The organism is Burkholderia sp. Ac-20344 (genome assembly GCF_017104975.1).
Classification (GTDB): Bacteria; Pseudomonadota; Gammaproteobacteria; order Burkholderiales; family Burkholderiaceae; genus Burkholderia.
Window position 1 is genome coordinate 20510 of the sequence record NZ_JAAGPP010000005.1, and the last position, 19388, is coordinate 39897.

16 protein-coding genes, 1 tRNA gene and 1 pseudogene are annotated in these 19388 nt (G+C 64.8%); 5 read left to right on the forward strand and 13 right to left on the reverse strand.

Going from position 1 to position 19388, the window contains the following annotated elements:
• The first annotated feature begins 104 nt into the window (after positions 1-104).
• Positions 105-335 carry a hypothetical protein gene (locus G3N64_RS02920; RefSeq protein ID WP_205782261.1) on the forward strand — a complete coding sequence of 77 codons (231 nt, stop codon included), beginning with the start codon at positions 105-107 and terminating at the stop codon, positions 333-335.
• Positions 336-438: 103 nt separating this feature from the next.
• On the opposite strand, the gene G3N64_RS02925 is transcribed toward G3N64_RS02920, so the two are convergent.
• The 12 genes and pseudogenes from G3N64_RS02925 to G3N64_RS02980 form a co-directional block, all read right to left on the reverse strand.
• Entirely contained in the window at positions 439-738 is a 300-nt protein-coding gene (locus tag G3N64_RS02925) for a hypothetical protein (protein ID WP_205782262.1), read from the reverse strand.
• Positions 739-829: 91 nt separating this feature from the next.
• Positions 830-2086, reverse strand: coding sequence for an aromatic ring-hydroxylating dioxygenase subunit alpha (locus G3N64_RS02930; RefSeq protein WP_205782263.1), 1257 nt, complete (start codon positions 2084-2086; stop codon positions 830-832).
• 178 nt (positions 2087-2264) lie between these two features.
• The gene (locus tag G3N64_RS02935; RefSeq protein WP_205782264.1) at positions 2265-3194 is read right to left on the reverse strand and encodes a LysR substrate-binding domain-containing protein; all 930 of its coding nucleotides are present in this window, start codon (positions 3192-3194) and stop codon (positions 2265-2267) included.
• A gap of 111 nt (positions 3195-3305) precedes the next feature.
• Positions 3306-4035, reverse strand: a pseudogene (locus G3N64_RS02940) (porin).
• 182 nt (positions 4036-4217) lie between these two features.
• Entirely contained in the window at positions 4218-5219 is a 1002-nt protein-coding gene (locus G3N64_RS02945) for a LysR substrate-binding domain-containing protein (RefSeq protein WP_205782265.1), read from the reverse strand.
• Positions 5220-5614: 395 nt separating this feature from the next.
• On the reverse strand, positions 5615-7108 hold the full coding sequence (locus tag G3N64_RS02950; RefSeq protein WP_205782266.1) for an aldehyde dehydrogenase: 1494 nt from the start codon (positions 7106-7108) through the stop codon (positions 5615-5617).
• Between the two features lie 17 nt (positions 7109-7125).
• On the reverse strand, positions 7126-8457 hold the full coding sequence (locus G3N64_RS02955; RefSeq protein ID WP_205782267.1) for an FAD-binding oxidoreductase: 1332 nt from the start codon (positions 8455-8457) through the stop codon (positions 7126-7128).
• A gap of 6 nt (positions 8458-8463) precedes the next feature.
• Positions 8464-9351 (reverse strand): dihydrodipicolinate synthase family protein, encoded by an 888-nt coding sequence (locus G3N64_RS02960; RefSeq protein ID WP_205782268.1) that lies wholly within the window; start codon positions 9349-9351, stop codon positions 8464-8466.
• A gap of 161 nt (positions 9352-9512) precedes the next feature.
• On the reverse strand, positions 9513-10808 hold the full coding sequence (gene glyA / locus G3N64_RS02965) for a serine hydroxymethyltransferase (RefSeq protein ID WP_205782269.1): 1296 nt from the start codon (positions 10806-10808) through the stop codon (positions 9513-9515).
• 165 nt (positions 10809-10973) lie between these two features.
• Positions 10974-11849 (reverse strand): glycine betaine ABC transporter substrate-binding protein, encoded by an 876-nt coding sequence (locus G3N64_RS02970; RefSeq protein ID WP_205782270.1) that lies wholly within the window; start codon positions 11847-11849, stop codon positions 10974-10976.
• Positions 11850-12002: 153 nt separating this feature from the next.
• Positions 12003-12887, reverse strand: coding sequence for a proline/glycine betaine ABC transporter permease (locus tag G3N64_RS02975; RefSeq protein ID WP_174979728.1), 885 nt, complete (start codon positions 12885-12887; stop codon positions 12003-12005).
• A complete protein-coding gene (locus G3N64_RS02980; protein ID WP_205782271.1) occupies positions 12884-14173 on the reverse strand; it encodes a glycine betaine/L-proline ABC transporter ATP-binding protein in 1290 nt (429 codons plus the stop codon). Before G3N64_RS02980 ends, G3N64_RS02975 begins: the two co-directional genes overlap by 4 nt.
• A gap of 687 nt (positions 14174-14860) precedes the next feature.
• Between G3N64_RS02980 and G3N64_RS02985 the strand changes: the two genes are divergently transcribed.
• From G3N64_RS02985 to G3N64_RS02995, 3 genes are all read left to right on the forward strand, one after another.
• The gene (locus tag G3N64_RS02985; RefSeq protein ID WP_205782272.1) at positions 14861-15982 is read left to right on the forward strand and encodes a hybrid-cluster NAD(P)-dependent oxidoreductase; all 1122 of its coding nucleotides are present in this window, start codon (positions 14861-14863) and stop codon (positions 15980-15982) included.
• A 108-nt stretch (positions 15983-16090) separates the two neighbouring features.
• Positions 16091-17314, forward strand: coding sequence for a Xaa-Pro peptidase family protein (locus G3N64_RS02990; protein ID WP_205782273.1), 1224 nt, complete (start codon positions 16091-16093; stop codon positions 17312-17314).
• Positions 17315-17449: 135 nt separating this feature from the next.
• Positions 17450-18040, forward strand: coding sequence for a dimethylsulfonioproprionate lyase family protein (locus G3N64_RS02995; RefSeq protein ID WP_205782274.1), 591 nt, complete (start codon positions 17450-17452; stop codon positions 18038-18040).
• Between the two features lie 181 nt (positions 18041-18221).
• Here G3N64_RS02995 and G3N64_RS03000 read toward each other — a convergent pair.
• Positions 18222-18308 (reverse strand) — tRNA-Leu (locus G3N64_RS03000).
• Positions 18309-18546: 238 nt separating this feature from the next.
• Between G3N64_RS03000 and hpnD the strand changes: the two genes are divergently transcribed.
• Positions 18547-19380, forward strand: coding sequence for a presqualene diphosphate synthase HpnD (hpnD, locus tag G3N64_RS03005; protein ID WP_205782275.1), 834 nt, complete (start codon positions 18547-18549; stop codon positions 19378-19380).
• Positions 19381-19388: the final 8 nt, after the last annotated feature.

Here is a 19388-nt window from a genome sequence, read left to right on the forward strand (position 1 = left end):
CAGACGCGACGGGGGCCGGCCTGCGCCGACCCTCTTGCGCGATCGGCGCGAATGGGGTTTCCTGTGCTTTTAGCCCCGTTCCGGCCCGAAGCCGCACTCTTCCGATGAAATCGTCCCCGCGCGACAACAACGACAACGTCAAGACGCGCCGCCAGCCTTCGAAGCTGGTCCTGAACATCGCCGCCGTGACGGTCGGCCTCATCACGTTCGCGATCGGCGCGGCGTGGGTGATCTATAGCTGGGTCGTCGATCGCGAAGCGCAGTATTTCGCGATCCCCCTGGTGTTCTCGGTGCCGGTGATCGTGGCGGTCGCGATCCGGAGTTTCTGGGAATAAGCGCCCTGAAATGACGAAGCGCCGCGGTCGGGAGACGCGCGGCGCTGGGTGTCGGGCTTGTTTCAGATAAAGCGGGAATCCCCGCGGTTCGCTTGCGGGCCGGTCACAGGCCAGGCCGCGCGCACGGATTGGGGGCTGCGCCCTGATATCCACCCGCGACAGCGCCCAGCGCGGCACCGGCCAGCGACGTGCCGATTGCTTTCAGCACGTTTTCCGTGGAGAACGACTCGCCGCTCGACATCACCCGCCCCGAGTATGCAGAGCACACGGACGGCGACGACGATGCAACCGTCTGCACGGGTCTGGCGCTCCATGCAATGTTGTCGGCAGGCGTCGACGCAAATGCCGGCACGGCCAGCATCAGCGCCCAAACGGAAATCGACATGCGTGTGGTGTTTTTCATCGGCGGCCCTCGGTGTAATTGTGCTTCTTATATGAAAGGTGAACACGATATTACACGCGGCACGAATTTTCTTGCCCGTCGACTGCCTGCATCAGATGCCGTGCGCGTTCAACCGCGCCGCATACCAGCGCGAAAACTGGTCGACGTAAGCCTCGGTGAACGGCGAGAACGCGCTCGGTGAATACGCCGGATCCTGCGTGCCCGCGTGCGTGATTTCCACGAGGTGCTTGTCCTGCGTATTCGTCGCGACCCACACCGCGGTCAGATCGGATAGCTGGTAATCGATGCCCTCGACCGCATCCGCATGGACGAGCCATTTCGTGCGCACGAGCGTCTTGTCGGGTGCGAGCGGGATCACGTACGAAACCACCGCGTGGTCGCTCATCACGTGGGTCCACGAGTTGTGCGTCCACAGATGCGTATCGCCGAGATCGCGCCGCTGCAGGTTGCCGAACAGCTTCGTGCTGGCCACCTTCGTGCTCATCGTTTGCGACTCTCCGTCGCCGGCGATCACAAGCTGCTGCGTCCTGAATTGCGTGACGGCCTCCTCGTCGAGCCATTCGACGGTCGAACCGAAGAAGCCTTCGCGCTCCCAGTTTGCCTGGCAGCCGGCATTGCGCGCCTTGTATTCTTCGAACGCCTGAAGCTGTTCCTCCGTGAGGTTTTCCGGACAGAAGCCGAAATCCTCCGGCAGGAACGAAGCGGTCAGCTCGGGATGGGTGCCCGCGCAGTGGTAGCACTCGCGATTGTTCTCGATCACCAGCTTCCAGTTGCCGTTCTCGACGATCTCCTGCTCGAACGCGATCTTCGTGTTCTGCAGGTCGTACGGTGCGAAGCGCGGCGCCATCGTCTCCGCCAGCTTCGAGATGTCTTCGGGCGCATGGTCGTCGAGGCACACGAAAATGTGCGTGCCGATGATGCGCGTCTTCACCGGTATCAGGCTTCGGCATGTCGTGTCGAAATCCTTGCCCATGTGCGTCGCGTGGCGCAGCGTGCCATCGAGGTCGTAGGTCCATTGATGATAAGGACACACGAGCATTCCGACCGTCGACCTCCCGGCCTCCTTCAGGCGCGCGCCACGGTGACGGCACACGTTCCGGTAGGTCCGGATGTTTTCGTCGTCGTCGCGCACGATGAGGATCGACGACTTGCCGATGTCGACGGTCGACACGTCGCCAGGCTCCGGAACGTCGGCGGTCACGCCGACGAGGATCCAGTGCTTCTGGAAGAAGATCTCGACATCCGTTTCGAAGACGTCCTGACGGCCGAACAGCTCGCCGGACATCCCGTGGCCCGGCTGGCGACCGCGGATCAGGTCACCATGCGTCTTGACATGCACTTCATACATCGTCTTTCTCCAATCCAGCGTTGATGGAATCTCGCGGCTTCGAATGTTCCGCGTGGATTTCAGTATTGGATTGATGAAAAAGAGCGTCAACGCGCTTTATTTTCGTTCTGGCATGACGTGGAATTATGCGAATCGCAACGAGCGGGAATCGCCGGGACAATCGGCCGCCATGCCCGCATCACGCCTTCGGAACGTCCGCACGCAGCCATTCGACGAGGCCGTCGATCGCCGGCGTGATCGTCTTCCCGTGCGGCACCACGATGTAGTAGGCGTCCGTCATCTGCAGGGTCGCAACCGGCAATCGCACCAGTTCCCCGGCGTCGAGCAGGTCATGGACGAGCCGCCCCCAGCCGAGCGCGACGCCGTGACCGTAGCGCGCGGCATCGATCGCATCGGTGTACAGGCTGCACCGCAGCGCGTAATTCAGCCGGTCGGGACGAAAACCGGTGGCGTGGAACCACGCCTCCCACCCCATCCAGCCCTCCGACGTCGAATCGGACTCCACCAGCGCGACGGCGGCGAGTTCCGCCAGCGATTCCGGGGTATCGTGCTGCCGCAGCCAGGCCGGCGAGCAGACGGGAAAGACTTCTTCGTCGAACAGGTGGATCGCGGTACCGTCAGTCCAGCGGCCATTCCCGTAGCGCACCGCGATATCGATTTCGTTGTGTCGAAGATCGGCGGTAAACATCAGCGTCGCGAGACGAAGCTGCAACTCGGGCTGCGTGGCCTTCAGCGCGGCGAGCCGCGACAGGAGCCGGAAATGCGAGAACGCGGAGGTCGCCGCGAGGACGAGCTCCTGCCGGACCGGGCCGCTCGCCAGCCGGTCGAACACGCCGGCAATCTTCTGCATCGACTCGGCGACCACCTGGTACAGCGCCTCGCCCTCGTCGGTCAACGCGATCGAGCGATGCAGCCGATGGAACAGGCGTGTGCCGAGCAGGTCCTCGAGGAACTTGATCTGCCGGCTCACCGCAGCCTGCGTGACGCCGAGCTCGTGCGCGGCCAGCGTGAAGCTGCCGAGGCGGGCAACCGCCTCGAACTCGACGAGCGCCGTCACGGACGGAATGAGCCGACGATAGCCTTTGGGGGTTGCCGACGCAGGTTTCATCTGACGGGCCAGTCGTTCGAGGTTGGACGAATTCTATCAAGCGGCGAATCCGTCATCGATGGTCTGTCGCCGGCTCCGCGCGGGGAGCCGGCGACAGACCATCGGCTGCAATCAGAACCTGTGCCGCAGCGCCACGCGCGCGACGACCTGGTTGCGGCTGGACGAAACCCCGTCCGCGCCCGGCACGTACGCGACATCCAGCACGGTACCGGTGCGATCGCCGCCGACGTGCTGATACGTGCCCTGTACGTACACGTCGGTCCGCTTCGACAGGAAGTAGTCCGCCATCAGCCCCGCGCTCTGGTAGTTCGGATGCTGCTTGCCACTCGTCGCGTCGAAATCGGCCCGTGTGTAGGCATACATCGCGCCAACGAAGAACGCAGGCGTGAACTGGTATTTGCCGTTGATTTCGAAGTTCCGGAACCGCAGCCTCGACAGAGTTCCCGCCGACGGGGTGACCGCGCCGACATACCCCGAGCTGAGCGGATTCGCGATGTAGGTGTCCCAGCGTCACGGTGCCGAGCCGGTCCGATGCAATGCCGACGTAGGCCTGGCGGCCGAACATCAGCCCGCCCTGGCCGAGGCGGCCGCTGTTGACGTCGAAGCCGTTCTCCAGCTGGAACACGGCCTTCACGCCGGCGCCCAGATCCTCGGCGCCCTTCAGGCCCCAGCGGCTCCCCTGGACGAAGCCGCTCTGGAGTTCATAGACTTTCTTGCCCGATACGTTGTTCGTATAGTTGACCCCTTCGTCGATCAGGCCGTACAGCGTCACGGTACTTTGTGCCATCGCCGGTGCGGCAATCGCCGACAGGATCATGCAAGCGGGAATCTTCCTTTTCATTCAGGTATCCGAACCTAATTTTGCGATGATTGTTATCCAACCTGGCAAACCACTGGTGAAGCAGTTCGGAGCGTACCAATCCAAATAATGCTCGCCAGAAACATTTCCTGCGGCATATACGATACTTCTGGTTATGCAGGCGCGGCGTGCCGGGCGGGCGCGGCCGACGACGATGCAGCGCCCTATTGCCCGATCTCGACGCCGGCATCGAGCCAGCCACGCATCATCACCCCCACCTCGTCGCTCAGCCATTGACGGAACAGCCGGTACTCCGGGCGCGGCTGCGCATTCCGGTGCGTAATCAGATAGTGATGGCGATCACGAAACACCAGCACGTCCTGTACCGGGCGAACCAGGATGCCTTGCTCGATCTGCCGGTGCACGAGGTGATGCCAGCCGAGCAGCGTCCCCTCGCCGGCCTCGGCCTGCGCGACGAGCAGCCGGTAGTCGTTGCTTTCCAGGTACTTGTTCTCGGTCAGCGTGTCGGTACCGTCGCCTTGCTGGAACCAGTTGCGCCACACGCGCCAGTCGACGTGCTCGCATACCTGCGCGCGGCCCAGCATCGACAGGTTCAAGGTGGGGCGCGACAACAGGTCCAGCGGCTTCAGCGACCGGCCGTGAAAATGACGTTCGTGAAACGACGGGCTGCACACCGGATACACGATGTCGTGAAACAGCGGCTCGACTTCGAACTCGGCCTCGCGTGGCGGGTTCTTCGTGATGATCACGTCGGGCTCGATGAGCCCGTCGAGTTCCATGAAGTGCTCGGTGACGATCACGTGCAGCCGGATATCCGGAAACTGCTCGCGAAACGCAGGCAGCCGCGACGATAGCCACAGCGCCGAGAACGTGTGCGACACGCATACCATCAGCGCGTGCTTGTCGGTCCGGCGCACCGCCTCCGCCGCCTCGGCGATGTTCATGATCGACAGGTACGACGCGTTGTAGAGGATGCGTCCCGCATCCGTCAGCGCGATATGCCGGCCGGTCCGTTCGAACAGCGCGACGTCGAGCGAATCCTCGAGTTCCTTGATCTGCCGGCTGATCGCGGCCTGCGTCACGCACAGCACCTCGGCCGCCTGCGTGAAGCTCTCGTAGCGCGCCGCCGTCACGAAACACCGCAGCGCCCGAAGCGACGGCATCTGTGCCAAGAGCCGGTCTGCAAACAATTGCTTCTTCAACATGGCTTTCACTCTCAAAACGGAGGCCGGACGCGGCGCCGACGCACCCATCGACGACGGTCCTCCCGGCTGCCTGCGCGCAGGCTCATCGCAAACCTTTCAATTATCCGAATATTGCAGCTTGCGAGTCGGCCGGGCGGCGGCTGGCAAGGGCCGCGCCGCCGGAGTGGCGTCGCGATGACGCCATTCTCGACCGTTTGTGCACTGCATCGCTATTATCGGAAGCGATGATGGGGACTGCAAGGCGCACGTCGGATCGGCATGCCGCCTGCCGCGCCAGCCCGCCGGATCGCGCATTGGCGCAGCGCACCACACGTGATGCGTCTCGTCGTGTGTCCCGCAGCTTGCGCGGGCGGCCGAAGCCGTTCCGCGCAAGCGCGTCGCTCTTGCGCGCGCACTCAGTCGAGCTTCAGCCAGGTGGTCTTCAGCTCGCAATACTGATCGTGCGCGTAGACGGACTTGTCGCGCCCGCCGAAGCCCGATTGCTTGAAGCCGCCGAACGGCGTCGACAGGTCGCCTTCGCCGAAACAGTTCACCGTGACCGTCCCCGCGCGAATCCGCGCGGCAACCTTGTGGGCGCTGTTCACGTTGTCGGTCCACAGCGACGCGGCCAGCCCGTAGCACGTGTCGTTCGCAATCCGCACCGCGTCGTCGACGTCGTCGTATTCGATGAAGCACACGACCGGCCCGAACACCTCGTCGCGGGCGATGCCCATCTCCGGCGTCACATGATCGAAGATCGTCGGCTCGACGAACCAGCCGCCCGTCTCCGCGAGGATCGCGTGCCCGCCGCATACCACGCGCGCGCCCTCCGCCTTCGCCTTCTCGATATGGTCGAGCACCTTCTCGTAGTGCTTCCGCTCGATCAGCGCACCGAGCTTCACGTCCGGGTCGAGCGGATCGCCGGTCTTCCAGCCGGCGAGCACGGCCTGGACCTTCTCCAGCAGCTCCGCCTTGCGGCTCGACGGAACGAGGATCCGCGAGCCGGCGCTGCAGTTCTCGCCCATGTTCCAGAACGCGGCCGCCACCGCCTGTTCGGCCACCGCAACGAGGTTCGCGACGTCCGGCAGGATGACCTGCGGATTCTTGCCGCCACACTCGAGCACGACGCGCTTCAGGTTGGTATCGGCCGAGTAATGCAGGAACCGCTTGCCGGTCGCGGTCGAGCCGGTAAACGCGACGAGATCGACGTCCGGATGGCGGCCGATCGCCTCGCCGGCCTCGCCCCCGAACCCGGTGACCACGCTGAACACGCCCGGCGGCACGCCGGCCTCGAGCGCGAGATCGGCGATCCGCAGCGTCGACAGCGATGTTTGCTCGGCCGGCTTCACGACCACGCTGTTGCCGACCGACAGCGCAGGGCCGATTTTCCATGCGAGCATCAGCGCCGGGAAGTTCCACGGCAGCACGACACCGACCACGCCGATCGGCTCGCGCGTGATCATGCTCACGACGCCTGCACCCGACGGCGACAACGCGTCGTAGCGCTTGTCGGTCACCTCGGCGTGCCAGCGAATGCACGCGGCCGACTCGGGAATATCGAGCCCCAGGCATTCGCCGATCGGCTTGCCGGCTTCCAGTGCCTCGAGCAGCGCGAGTTCCTCCGCATGCTCGTCGATCAGTTGCGCAACGCGCAGCAGGACCGCCTTGCGGTGCGCGGGCGCGGCCTTCGACCAGACGCCCGATTCGAACGCGTCACGCGCAGCCGCAACCGCCCGGTCGACGTCCTGCCCGTTGCATCGCGCCACCTCGGCGAGCACCTGGCCGGACGCGGGGTTGAGCGTGGCGAACGTCTCGCCCGACGCCGCCGCGCTGCGTTGCCCCGCGATGAACGCGCGGCCGTCGAGCGACAACGCACTCGCCTTCTGTTTCCAATCCTGATGGGTCGTCATGTCTTTTTCCTCAATCATCAAAGCTCGGCACCGGCCGAGAATTCCTTGGCCCAGATCGTCGCCGACACGGCCAGGTCGACGATCGGCCGAACCGGCAGCGGGCGCGGATGCGGCTGCTTCAGCAACTGCTGCACGAGGCTGCTCGATTTGCCGAGCGCGTACTCGGCGATCAGCTTGCCGGAGGCCGACCCGCGGCTCAGGCCGAGGCCGTTGCAGCCGATCGCCTCGTAGAGGCCGTCGTCGCGCCTGCCGAACAGCGCACCGTTGTTGGCGGACAGGCACAGCGGCCCGCCCCACGTATATTCCAGCTCGACGCCGCCGAGCATCGGGAAGCGGCGCTCGAACGAGCGCTGATGCAGCTGCCGCGACTTCGCGAGATCGACCTGCGACACCTTCACGTCCGGCCTGAACGCGAAATGGTTACGCACGCAAATGCGATCGGTGACAAGGCGCCGCACCGTCGTGCCCATCGGGTCGGCCGGAATCAGCGACCACGAACGCGTGCCGCCGAGTTTCGCCACTTCGTCGGCGCTCATCGGACGCGTGAGCGACGCGAACGTGTAGACCGGCAGCAAACCGTTCGAATGCATGCCGAAGGTCGCCGCGTACGCGTTCGTGCACAGGATCACCTGCTTCGCGACGATCGTGCCACCGGCGAAATGCAGGACTCGCGAGTCGCCGCGATGTTCGATCTGCGTCACCGGACTGAGCTCGAACACCGTCACGTTGTCCGGCTGCGTCGCGGCCAGGCCGCGCATCAGCGCGGCCGGCTGCACCGTGCTGCAGCCCGGCGTGAACAGTGCGCCCGTGTAGAAGTCCGTGCCGGTCACGGCCTTGATCCCAGCGTAGTCGAGCCATTCGAACGCTTCGCCGATGCGGGTCAGACCGTCGGCAAAATGCGCGAGCGCGGCTGCGCCCTTCGTGTTGACCGACGCGTGGAATTTGCCGTCGTCGCGCCAGTCGCAATCGATGCCGAAGCGCCGCACGATTTCGCGCACGTAGTCGATGCCGTGGCGCTGAAATCGCACGTCGGCGCGATCCTCCTCGATGCTGCGCGAGTAGCTTTCGCTGCTGATGTCGTGCGGCAGGTCGACGAAGAATCCGGAATTGCGCCCAGCCGTCGTGCGGCCGATCCGGTCGGCCTCCACGAGCGCGATCGACGCGTCGGGCGCCAGCTCCGCGAGCCGGCGCGCCGCGCAAAGGCCGGTGATGCCGCCGCCCACGACCACCCAGTCGAACCGACTGTCGGACACGACGGTCTTCGCTTCCTGCGCCGGCGGCAGGCTCTCCCACCACCCGTTCATCCCGTCCGGCGCCGGAAACCGCGCGAATTCCAGATTCGAACGCATGATGGATTACCGGGCGTCGCGCAGCAGCGGCTTCACGAGCTTTGCAAACGCGTCGCGCTCGTTGGCCGACAGCGCGCCGAGCGGTGCGCGGGCGATGCCGACCGGCAGGCCCGCCAGTTCGCAGCCGTAACGCACGTACTGAATGAACTTGCCGCTGCGCTCGAGCAGTTCGAGCACCGGCAGCAGTTGGGCCATCAGCTTGCGGCCGGTCGCGAAATCGCCGCGCTTCACGCATGCGTCGAACAGGTCGGTGTGCGCTTCCGGCAGGAAGTTCGACGCGCCGCCGACCCAGCTGCGTGCGCCCCAGGCGAAGAATTCGAGCGCCTGGTCGTCCATCCCGCAGCTGAGCACGAGCCGGCCGCTGAAATGCGTCGACAGATGATGCAGATGCGCAATGTCGCCGGTGCTTTCCTTCATTGCGACGAAGTTCTTGCGCTCGAGCAGCGTCTCGAGAATGTCGTCGCCGATTTCCGTGCCCGTGCGGGCCGGGAAGTTGTACAGCATGATCGGCATGTCGAGCGCATCGTCGACCGCGAGCAGATGGGCGAGCAGTTCCTGCTGGGTCGGCTGCGCATAGTACGGCGCGGCAACCAGCAGCGCGTTCAGCCCCGCGCGTTTCGCTTCGCGGCCGAGGCGCAGCACCTCGTTCGTCGTCGTCGCGTTGATGCCCGCGGTCAGGAACGTCTTGCCGCCGGCCGCGGCGGCAACCGTGTCGAACGTGCGCACGCGCTCGTCGAAGCTCAATGCGTAGTATTCGCCCGTCGTCCCGCCGATGCCCAGCCCCGACACGCGGCCGGCGAGATCGGCCGCATGCCGGCCCAGCAGGTCATGGTTGATTTCGCCGTCCGCGTCGAACGGGGTGACCAGTGGTGTGTGTACGCCCTCGAAGCTCATTTTCGATTCCTCAATCAAGTGGTTGTGCCGAGTTCCTGCCGTCACGCGGGAAACCGGCCATTCGACAAAACGTCGCCGGTACGTCGCTGCAGGTGTGCAGCCACGCCGATCGATTCACTACGTTATCCGGACAATGTTCCGGTCCCGGCCCGATTCAGGAATCAGGCGAACGCCTCCGCATGCGCGTAGATGGGGAACTGGCTGCACAGGTCGCGCACGCGGGTCCGTACCGACCGCTCGACCGCTTCGTCACCGTTCGGATCGCGCTCGAGTGCGGCCAACACGTCGACGATCATTTCGCCGATCTGCTCGAACTGCGCCGTTCCGAAGCCCCGCGTGGTGCCGGCCGGCGTACCGAGCCGGATGCCGGACGTGACGGTCGGGTTTTCCGTATCGAACGGGATCCCGTTCTTGTTGCAGGTGATGCCGGCGCGCTCCAGCGCCTTCTCGGCCTGCGTGCCGGTAATACGTCGCGAACGCAGGTCGACCAGCAGCAGGTGGTTGTCCGTGCCGCCCGTAACGAGCGAGAGGCCGCCGGCCGTCAGGACGCCGGCGAGTGTCTGCGCGTTGCGCAACATCTGGTCGATATAGCGGGTGAACTCGGGACGAAGCGCTTCCGCGAACGCCACCGCCTTGCCCGCGACGACATGCATCAGCGGGCCGCCCTGCAGCCCCGGAAATACCGCCGAATCGATCTGCTTCGCGACCTCGGCGCGGTTCGTCAGGATGAAGCCGCCGCGCGGGCCGCGCAGCGTCTTGTGCGTGGTGGACGTCACCACGTCGGCGAACGGCACCGGGTTCTGATGCCGGCCGGCCGCGACGATGCCGGCGATGTGCGCCATGTCGACCATCAGCTTCGCATCGACGCTGTCCGCGATCTCGCGGAACGCGGCGAAATCGAGCGTGCGCGGATACGCGGAGTACCCGGCGATGATCAGCTTCGGACGATGCCGCTCGGCGAGCCGGCGCACGTCGTCGTAATCGATGCGTAGCGTGTCCGGACTCACGCCGTACTGCACCGCGTTGAACCACTTCCCCGACAGCGCGGGCCGCGCGCCATGCGTGAGGTGGCCGCCCGCATCGAGGGACATGCCCATCACCGTATCGCCGGGCTTGACGAGCGCGAGCATCACCGCGCCGTTGGCCTGTGCGCCCGAGTGCGGCTGGACGTTCGCATGGGCCGCGTCGAACAATGCGCACGCGCGGTCGATCGCGAGCGCCTCGATCCGGTCGACATGGTCGCATCCGCCGTAGTACCGCCGGGACGGATAGCCTTCCGCGTACTTGTTCGTCAGCACGGTGCCCTGTGCTTCCAGCACCGCCGCCGACGCGATGTTCTCGGACGCGATCAGTTCGATCTGGCTCTGCTGGCGGCGCAGCTCCAGCGCAATCTCCGATGCGATCACCGGATCCCGGCTCTGGAGCGTTTCGGAAAAAAAGCGGGCGTTCTCGTTCACTTGTTGACTCCGCGACGCGATTCGTGACGTACTGCGTGGACTGCATGTACCGCACCCTGTCGAGCCGGCGCCGACGTTGCGGCCCCGGCCCCATCGTCATCCGGCGATACGCCGGCCGGATCGCGAAGACGCCGATCGCGCCGTCCTCGCTACCGGGGCGCGGCTTTACTGCTGCAACCAGGCCTTCAGCTTCTCGGGATGGGCATCGACGAACTTCTTCGCGGCCGTCGCGTAGTCGTTCGTGCTGTTGCCCTCGAACTCGATTGCCTCGACGTCGGCCAACGTCAGCTTCAGGTGCTTGAAGAACACGTCGGCGCGCGGGAACTTGCCCGCGAACTTCTTCGATGCGAACGCGTGAATCTGCTCCTCGCCACCCAGCGTGCCCTTCGGATCCTTCAGGTAGCGCATCTGCCACTTCTGGAAAAGCCAGTGCGGGCTCCAGACCGTCGCGACGATCCACTGCTTCGACTGGTACGCGCGCGACACGCTCGCCAGCATGCCGGCCTCGCTCGACGCCTGGAGGTTGTAGCCGTCCAGGCTGTACGCCTTGATGGTCTTCTCGGAGGCCTGCATCAGGCCGCCGCCCGGCTCGATGCCCTGGATCGTGCCGTTCAGCTTGCTCTTGACTTCCGGCTTGTTCAGGTCGGCGATCGACGACAGTTCCGCTTCCGGAATGTAGGCCGGTACCGCCCAGCCGTTCTTGCCGCCGGTATAGATGATGCCGACGTCGTCCAGGTCGTTCCTGTACTTCGCGTAGTACGCCCCGTGCGTGATCGGCAGCCAGCCACCGACCATGATGTCCAGATCCCCGCGCGCGACGCCCTGGTACTGGATGCCGATGTCGGCCTGGACGAACTGAACCGGTTGCTTGAGTTGCGTCTCCAGCACGTACTTCGCGACGTTGGCCACCGCCAGCACGTCCGCCCAGTTGGTCACCGCGATCTTGACCGGCTCCGCCGCCACTCCCGCACCTGCGCTGCAGGCAACCACCGTCGACACCGCAAGTTTCGCCAGAAGTGATTTGAACGTATGGGTATTCATCTAGTACTCCTTTTTAATCACGCGATTCTTTCAAGGATGAGGAACGCCTTCAGCCGACGTTTCTGGTCTCCATGCACTGCCACACCGGTTCAGCCGCGGCACCGCTGCCGCGGCCCTGCATCGTTCGTCGACTGCGTCGAATTGCCGTATCCGTCAGGTGCGTGCCGCACCGCGCGGGCCGGCCTTGCCTGCACGCGCCGCCGGCCTTGCCTTCTTCTTCGCCTTTACGCCGAAACTTTCCGTCAGGCGATCCAGCACGATCGCGAGCAGCACGACGCCTAGCCCGCCTTCGAAGCCGATCCCGATGTCGAGACGCTGGATGCCGCTCAGCACGTATTCGCCGAGGCCGCCCGCGCCGATCATCGATGCGACCACCACCATCGACAGCGCCATCATGATGGTCTGGTTCACGCCGGCCATGATCGACGGCAGCGCATTCGGCAACTGGATCTTCCACAGGAGTTGCCAGTCGGTACTGCCGAACGAGCGGCCAGCTTCGATCAGTTCCTCGCGAACCTGCCGGATGCCGAGCGTCGTCAGCCGGACCACGGGCGGCATCGCGAACACGATCGTCGCGATCACCGCCGGCACGCGTCCAAGCCCGAACAGGATCACGGCCGGGATCAGGTACACGAACGCAGGCATCGTCTGCATGAAATCGAGCAGCGAGCGCAGGATCATGCCGATCCGGTTGTTGCGAGCCCCCCAGATACCCAGCGGGACCCCGATCACCAGGCTGAAGAAAGTCGCCGCGGTGACGAGCGCGAGGGTCGATACCGTCTGTGCCCACAAGCCCATGTAATGGATGACGAGCAGCGCGAAGCCAACGAAGATCGAGAACACGATGCCGCGCCGCCACAACGCCAGCCCCACCATGATCACGACCATCGCGATGAACGGCACGGCGGCCAGGCCGTCCTCGAGCAGCTTCACGACCGTGCCGAGCCCCGCCGAGAAGGTGTCGAAGCCACCGCGGAAATGCAGAAACAGAAAGTTGACGAAATCTTCCGCGAACTTCCCGATCACCGACGAATTCATGCTGCCCTCCGTTGCATCATCTGCTTGAGTATCGTCCGGCAGGACACGACACCGGCCAGTTGTCCCGCTGCATCCGTCACCGGAACGTCGTGCTGCTGCGTCAGCGCGATCGACGCAAGCCGATGCAGATCCGTATCGATCGAAACAGCGTCGAAGTCGGGCAGGAATGCCTCGCGAATCGGCCGCGCGCCGGACCGATGAAGCGTGGCGGCCGTGACGCAGCCCAGGTAATGGCCAGCGTCGTCGCACACGTAACCGCATTCCGCTCCGCTGTCGATCAGCTGGTTCAGGTAGCGGCTGGACGGCGCCCCCGCATCGCATCGCAGCAGCCCGCGCTCGATCTTCGTCATCAGGCTGGATGCCTTCAGGAAGCGCGACACGTCGACGTTGCGGAAGAAGTCCTGCACGTAGGCATCCGCCGGTGTCTGGATCAATTCGGCCGGCGTGCCGACCTGGATCAGGCAACCGTCCTTCATGATGCCGATGCGGCCGCCGATCTTCACCGCTTCCTCGATATCGTGCGAAATGAACACGATCGTCCGCTGCTCTTCCTTCTGCAGGCGCAACAACTCGTTCTGCATTTCGAACCGAATCAGCGGATCGAGCGCGGAGAAGGCTTCGTCCATCAGCAGGACCGACGGATTCACCGCCAGCGCCCGGGCGAGACCCACGCGCTGCTGCATGCCGCCGGACAGCTCGCTCGGCAGCAGCTTCTCATACGACCCGAGGCCGACGCGCTCCAGCGCGGCACGCGCGACCTCGTAGCGCTGCGCCTTCTTGATCCCCGCGACCTCCAGCCCGTAGGCGATGTTGTCGAGCACGGTCCGGTTGGGCAGCAATGCGAAAGACTGGAACACCATCGCCATCTTCTGACGCCGAACGGCGCGCAGTTCCGGCGTCGACATCGGGGCGATGTCGCGGCCTTCGAGTACGACCTGCCCGGACGTCGGCTCGATCAGCCGGTTGAGCAGGCGCACCAGCGTCGATTTCCCGGAACCCGACAGCCCCATGATCACGAAGATCTCGCCCGCCCGGACGCTCAGGCTCACGTCGTCAACCGCCACCATGTTGCCGGTTTCGGCGAAGATCTCGTTGCGCCCGACGCCGCGCTTCATCAGCTCGATCGCCCGCTCGGGTTTCGGACCGAAGATCTTCGACAGGTGCTTGACGGTCAGGATGTCGGTTCCGGTCGCGATACTCGACCGGGCAATCGACGGCGCACCGTCGGCGTGGATCGCTCCGGGGGGAAGTACGTCGCCCGGTGCAAACGTCAGATTTGGGGCCATTCTGCCATCCCGACTAACTGGTAACGGAAACCGAGAACTTCACATGCGACGGCATCCATTGCCCGCTTGCTGCCGAGGCTCGATGCCGCGCTCGCGTGGTTGACGGCGCTGATTCATTGATTGCAGCGTATCAATCCAATTTCGTCGTTCCAGATACATTTTCTGTGCGCTTTTCCATACCTTTGGTAATGCATCGAATACGTGCATTAACGCGTGACGCGCACTGAAATGTACGAAAAACGTCCGAGCCTGTAACGGCGCGGCTGAGCGGACGTTTGACGGGATTTCGACAATGTGGCGCGCGCGATCGACGCAATGGCCTGCTAAGGGAAAATCCCGACGCGTCGATTTAAGGGAAAGTACCGAGACGCAGCGGAGAAATCCGGCATCCGACAGTACTGAGGATAGGGAAGAAGGCTATATGCACCGCGACGACGTCCTGATCGTCAGGCTGAGCCTTTCCCGGCGGGGACGCGCGTCACGCATAACCTGATGTAATGGCGCGCGGAAAATATAGCGCGTTGACGCTGTTCCAGTGCATGCCAATACTCGGCACACAGCGAAGGCCATCCGGACACGGAGCGAGAAATCCAAACGGAGCACACTCCTGGTCGGTGATCGACACCCGGCTTTCGCGAATGACAGCGTGCACGTAGAACGTGCAACGCGCCCCAAGGAAGCGACGCCATGAACTCCGTAGACAGCATGTTCGATCCCGTACCCGAAGCACACGACCGATTCTCCAGTTCCGGCACGTGGGACAGCACCGGAAGAACCTGGGCGAGCGGCGAACGGCAGGTACTGACGTGTTGCCGTGTCGTCGACGAAACACACGACGTCAGGAGCTTCGAGTTCCGCGTGGGCGACGGCTCGCCCGTTCGCTTCGAACCTGGGCAGTTCATGACGGTGTCGGCGAACGCCCACGGCCAGACGGTCGAGCGCTGCTATACGATCTCGTCGCCGCCGACACGCCCCCATCTACTCTCGATCACGGTCAAGCGGGTCCCCGGCGGCGTCATGTCGAACTGGCTGCACGACAACATGAGACCAGGCGGCAAGTTGCCGGCATACGGCCCGTCGGGCAGCTTCACGCCGACCGCCGCGCCCGCCGCCAAACTGCTGTACCTTTCCGCCGGCTCGGGCGTGACACCGCTGATGTCGATGACGCGCGCGAGCATCGACCTCGGGCTGGACCTGGACATCGTATTCGTCCACAGCGCAAGAACGCCCGCCGACATCGTGTTCCGTGACGAGCTGCAGCGGCTCGAGGCGCTGTCGCCGCGCCTTCGCACGTTCTTCGTCTGTGAAGGCGCCGGCGACGACGCACAGTGGTCGGGATCGATCGGCCGGCTCAGCCTGCAGCTGCTTGCCGAACATGTGCCCGACTACGCCGACCGCGAAGCGTTCACCTGCTGCCCGGCCGGCTACATGACTGCGGTACGCGACGTGCTGCGCAGCGGCGGACACGATCCCGCGCGCTATCACCAGGAAAGCTTCGACATCAATGCCGGCGTCGCGCCGGCGCCCGCCACCGATGCATTGTCGGAGACATTCACGATCAAACTGTCGCGCTCGTCGAAAACGTTCACGATGCACGCCACCGACACCGTGCTGTCGGCGGCGAGAAAGGCCGGCGTCGCGATTCCGTCGTCCTGCAGCCAGGGCATCTGCGGCACCTGCAAGACGAAGGTACTCGAAGGCACGGTGGACATGCAGCACAACGGCGGGATTCGCGACCGGGAGGTCCAGAAGGGTTTCCGGCTGCTGTGCTGCAGCCGCCCGACGTCGGACCTCGTGCTGGAGTGCTAGTCCGTCGGCACACCGCGCGCCATACGGTCACGGGAGTGCCACGCGCGCGCGACCATCGCATTTCCCCGAAACACACGATGAGAACGGCTTAAGGAGGCAGGAAAGGCGATGGATCGGCTCAAATATTTAAGCGATGCTAACGATAATAATGGAAAGGATGCCGTGCTGCGCGGCGTACGGGCATACCGACTGGCGCGGGTTCAGGAACAGCTGCTCGCGCGCAACGCTCCGGCGATCCTGCTGTACGACCCGGTCGACATTCGCTACGCAACCGATACATCGAACATGCAGGTGTGGGCCGGGCGCAATCCCGCGCGCTACGTGATGGTGTTCGCCAACGGACGCATCGTCGCGTGGGAATTCCACAGCAGCGCGCACGTGTGGGACGGCCTGGATCTCGATGTGGAATTGCGCAGTGCGGTCAGCTGGACCTACTTCAATGCGGGTCCCGATGCGGAGCAGCGCGCCGCGACGTGGGGCGCCGAGATCGTCGACGTGTTCCGCAGCCATGCGCCGGGCGAGCGCTTCCTGGCCGTCGATCGCCTCGACCCGTTCGGCACCGCGTATCTGGAGAAGCACGGACTCGCGCTGACGGACGGCCAGGCACTGATGGAAACCGCCCGGCTCATCAAGTCGCCGGGCGAACTCGCGCTGATCGGCGAATCGCTGCGCACCGCCGAGAAAGGGATCGAGCGGATGCGGCGCGAACTGCGCCCGGGCCTGACCGAGAACGACATCTGGGCGAACCTGCATGACGAGAACATCCGCAATGGCGGAGAATGGATCGAAACGCGTCTGCTGGCGTCTGGCGACCGGACCAACCCGTGGATGCACGAGTGCTCGTCGCAAGTGCTGAAAGCAGGTGACCTGCTTGCGTTCGATACCGACATGGTCGGGCCGCACGGTTACTGCTCGGACATCTCCCGCACCTGGCTCGTCGGCGACGGCCGCCCGTCGGACGAGCAGCGCAGGCTCTACGCGCATGCGTACGCGCAGGTTCATTTCAACATGGATCTGCTGCGGCCCGGCATGACGTTCCGCGAGTTCTCGGAACAGGCGTGGAAGATCCCCGGCCCGTTCGTGAAGAACCGCTATTGCTGCCTCGCTCACGGCATCGGGATGGTCGATGAGTATCCGTCGGTCGCGCACCAGGTCGACTGGGACAGTTCGGGTTACGACGGCCGGTTCGAAGTCGGCATGACGGTCTGCGTCGAAAGCTACATCGGTGAGGAAGGCGGCCGCGAGGGCGTCAAGCTCGAACAGCAGGTCGTACTGACCGAGCGCGGCTGCGTGTCGCTCACCGATTGTGCATTCGAAACCGACTGGCTGTAACGCTTCACGGAAAGCGCCGCTTTCCGGCGTATGCATGGCGGCTGCGGACAAATCGGCCGCCCCGTTTCACCGTCCCGACCTGCGCGTTTCCGCATAGACTCATCAAGCCAGGTGACCACGGGAGCAGAGACCAGGATGAGAGAACGCCCGAAGGACATTGCGGATTTCGTCCGGATAGCCGGCGATCTGTTTCAGTCGGACAAGCTTCCCCCTGCGGCGCGCACGTTCGCGCCGCGGGTATTCGCACGGCTGCAGAACCCGTCGGATAACGGGGCACGGCTCGCAGTGCGATATCCCGCATGCGCATGGCTCGACCGCGCGCTCGAGTCAGTCGCGCGCGTCAACCCGACGTTCGCCACCGTCACGCAATTGATCAAGTCGCTCGAGCCGGCGGTCGGATGGTCGCGTCGCACGTCCGGAAAGGACGGCAGTCCGAACTACATCGAAGGGCACGTGAACGGGATGATCTGCGGGCCCGGCGGCGCGGAAAGCCGCGACGACATCCAGCTCGGCTTCTCGTTGATGATGCCCGGCGTCCGATATCCGGACCATGGTCACGCGCCGGAGGAAGCGTACGTGCTCATGACCGCCGGTGAATTCCGGCAGCAAAACGGCGCGTGGTTCGATCCCGGGATCGGCGGCGGCATCCACAACGCGCCGGGCGCGCTGCATGCGATGCGCTCCGGCAACGCGCCGTTTCTTGCGATCTGGTGCCTGCTGAATTGATCCGACGATAGTCCGAGGTCAGACGGCATTCATGGCGGCCGACGGGTCAGGCAGCGATCTTGAAGCGGTACTCCAATCAACTTCACCCTGCAACGTTCGGACCATCGCAGCATAAAAAACCCGCGAAGCCTTACGCTATCGCGGGTTTCATAAACTCTCCGGAACAAACCGGAACGGGAGTTGGTGCGTGAGGCCGGACTCGAACCGGCACACCCTTGCGGGCGTCAGGACCTAAACCTGGTGCGTCTACCAATTTCGCCACTCACGCGCCTTTTCCGTCACCTGACCGCGCGGGACGCAAGATGCGTGCCCCACGCGCCCGGGACATCTCGCCGGCCCGAAAACCGGCATGCCCGATCAGGCGAGCCCGCGATTCTACCCGATCCGTGCGGGCTTGTCTCGCCCCTGCCGGCACCCGTCGTGCTGCGGTGCTAGAATGCCGCGCTCGACGTTTCGGCACCGCGCCGCCACGCGTCCCCCGAACCCGCCCCCACACGATTCCGCCCGTGAACTTCGACGACTACTGTCAGCAAAAGGCCGCCCCTGCGGGCTCCAGCGTCTACTACGCGCTGCGTCAGGCGCCGCTCGCCACGCAGCCGCGCCTGACCGCCCTGTTCGCGCTGCGCCGCGAACTCGAGGAAACCGTCAAGGAAACCAGCGACCCGACCGTCGGACACACGAAGCTCGCGTGGTGGCACAAGGAACTCGCGGCGCTGGCCGACGGCCAGCCGTCGCACCCGGTCACGAAGGCGCTCGCGCAGCATCATCCGGCGATTGCCGCCGAGGCCGATGCATTGCGCACGCTCGTCAACGGTTACGGGATGGATCTCGAACAGGCGCGCTACCTCGATTTCGCGAACCTGCAGCGCTATATCGCGCAGGTCGGCGGCACCTTTGCGTCGCTGGTCGCGCGCGCCAGCGCCGCGAACCCGGCCGACCCGCAACCGTGGGCCGCGGACACCGGCCGCGCGCTGATGCTCGCGCAATTCGTGCAGGAACTTGGCAACGACGCGCGCCACGGCCGCATCTACCTGCCGATCGACGAACTGCAGCGCTACAACGTGACCGCGGCCGATCTGCTGAACCGCCGCTACAGCCCGGCCTTCACCGAATTGCTGCAATTCCAGACGGCCCGCGCACGAGAAGCGCTCGCGGCCGCCGAAGCGGCGATCCCCGCATCCGAACGCCGCGCCCAGCGCACGCTGCGTGCGCAGATCGCCCTTGCCGGCGCGCTGCTCGACGAAATCGAGCGCGACGGCTTCCAGGTGCTGCACCAGCGCATCGCGCTGACGCCGATCCGCAAGCTGTGGATCGCGTGGCGCGCATCGCGCCGGCGCTGACCCGGGCT

Coding starts and splice junctions, on each gene's coding strand:
- G3N64_RS02920 (WP_205782261.1), top strand. CDS start 105: ATGAAATCGTCCCCGCGCGACAACAACGACAACGTCAAGACGCGCCGC.
- G3N64_RS02925 (WP_205782262.1), bottom strand. CDS start 738: ATGAAAAACACCACACGCATGTCGATTTCCGTTTGGGCGCTGATGCTG.
- G3N64_RS02930 (WP_205782263.1), bottom strand. CDS start 2,086: ATGTATGAAGTGCATGTCAAGACGCATGGTGACCTGATCCGCGGTCGC.
- G3N64_RS02935 (WP_205782264.1), bottom strand. CDS start 3,194: ATGAAACCTGCGTCGGCAACCCCCAAAGGCTATCGTCGGCTCATTCCG.
- G3N64_RS02945 (WP_205782265.1), bottom strand. CDS start 5,219: ATGTTGAAGAAGCAATTGTTTGCAGACCGGCTCTTGGCACAGATGCCG.
- G3N64_RS02950 (WP_205782266.1), bottom strand. CDS start 7,108: ATGACGACCCATCAGGATTGGAAACAGAAGGCGAGTGCGTTGTCGCTC.
- G3N64_RS02955 (WP_205782267.1), bottom strand. CDS start 8,457: ATGCGTTCGAATCTGGAATTCGCGCGGTTTCCGGCGCCGGACGGGATG.
- G3N64_RS02960 (WP_205782268.1), bottom strand. CDS start 9,351: ATGAGCTTCGAGGGCGTACACACACCACTGGTCACCCCGTTCGACGCG.
- G3N64_RS02970 (WP_205782270.1), bottom strand. CDS start 11,849: ATGAATACCCATACGTTCAAATCACTTCTGGCGAAACTTGCGGTGTCG.
- G3N64_RS02975 (WP_174979728.1), bottom strand. CDS start 12,887: ATGAATTCGTCGGTGATCGGGAAGTTCGCGGAAGATTTCGTCAACTTT.
- G3N64_RS02980 (WP_205782271.1), bottom strand. CDS start 14,173: ATGGCCCCAAATCTGACGTTTGCACCGGGCGACGTACTTCCCCCCGGA.
- G3N64_RS02985 (WP_205782272.1), top strand. CDS start 14,861: ATGAACTCCGTAGACAGCATGTTCGATCCCGTACCCGAAGCACACGAC.
- G3N64_RS02990 (WP_205782273.1), top strand. CDS start 16,091: ATGGATCGGCTCAAATATTTAAGCGATGCTAACGATAATAATGGAAAG.
- G3N64_RS02995 (WP_205782274.1), top strand. CDS start 17,450: ATGAGAGAACGCCCGAAGGACATTGCGGATTTCGTCCGGATAGCCGGC.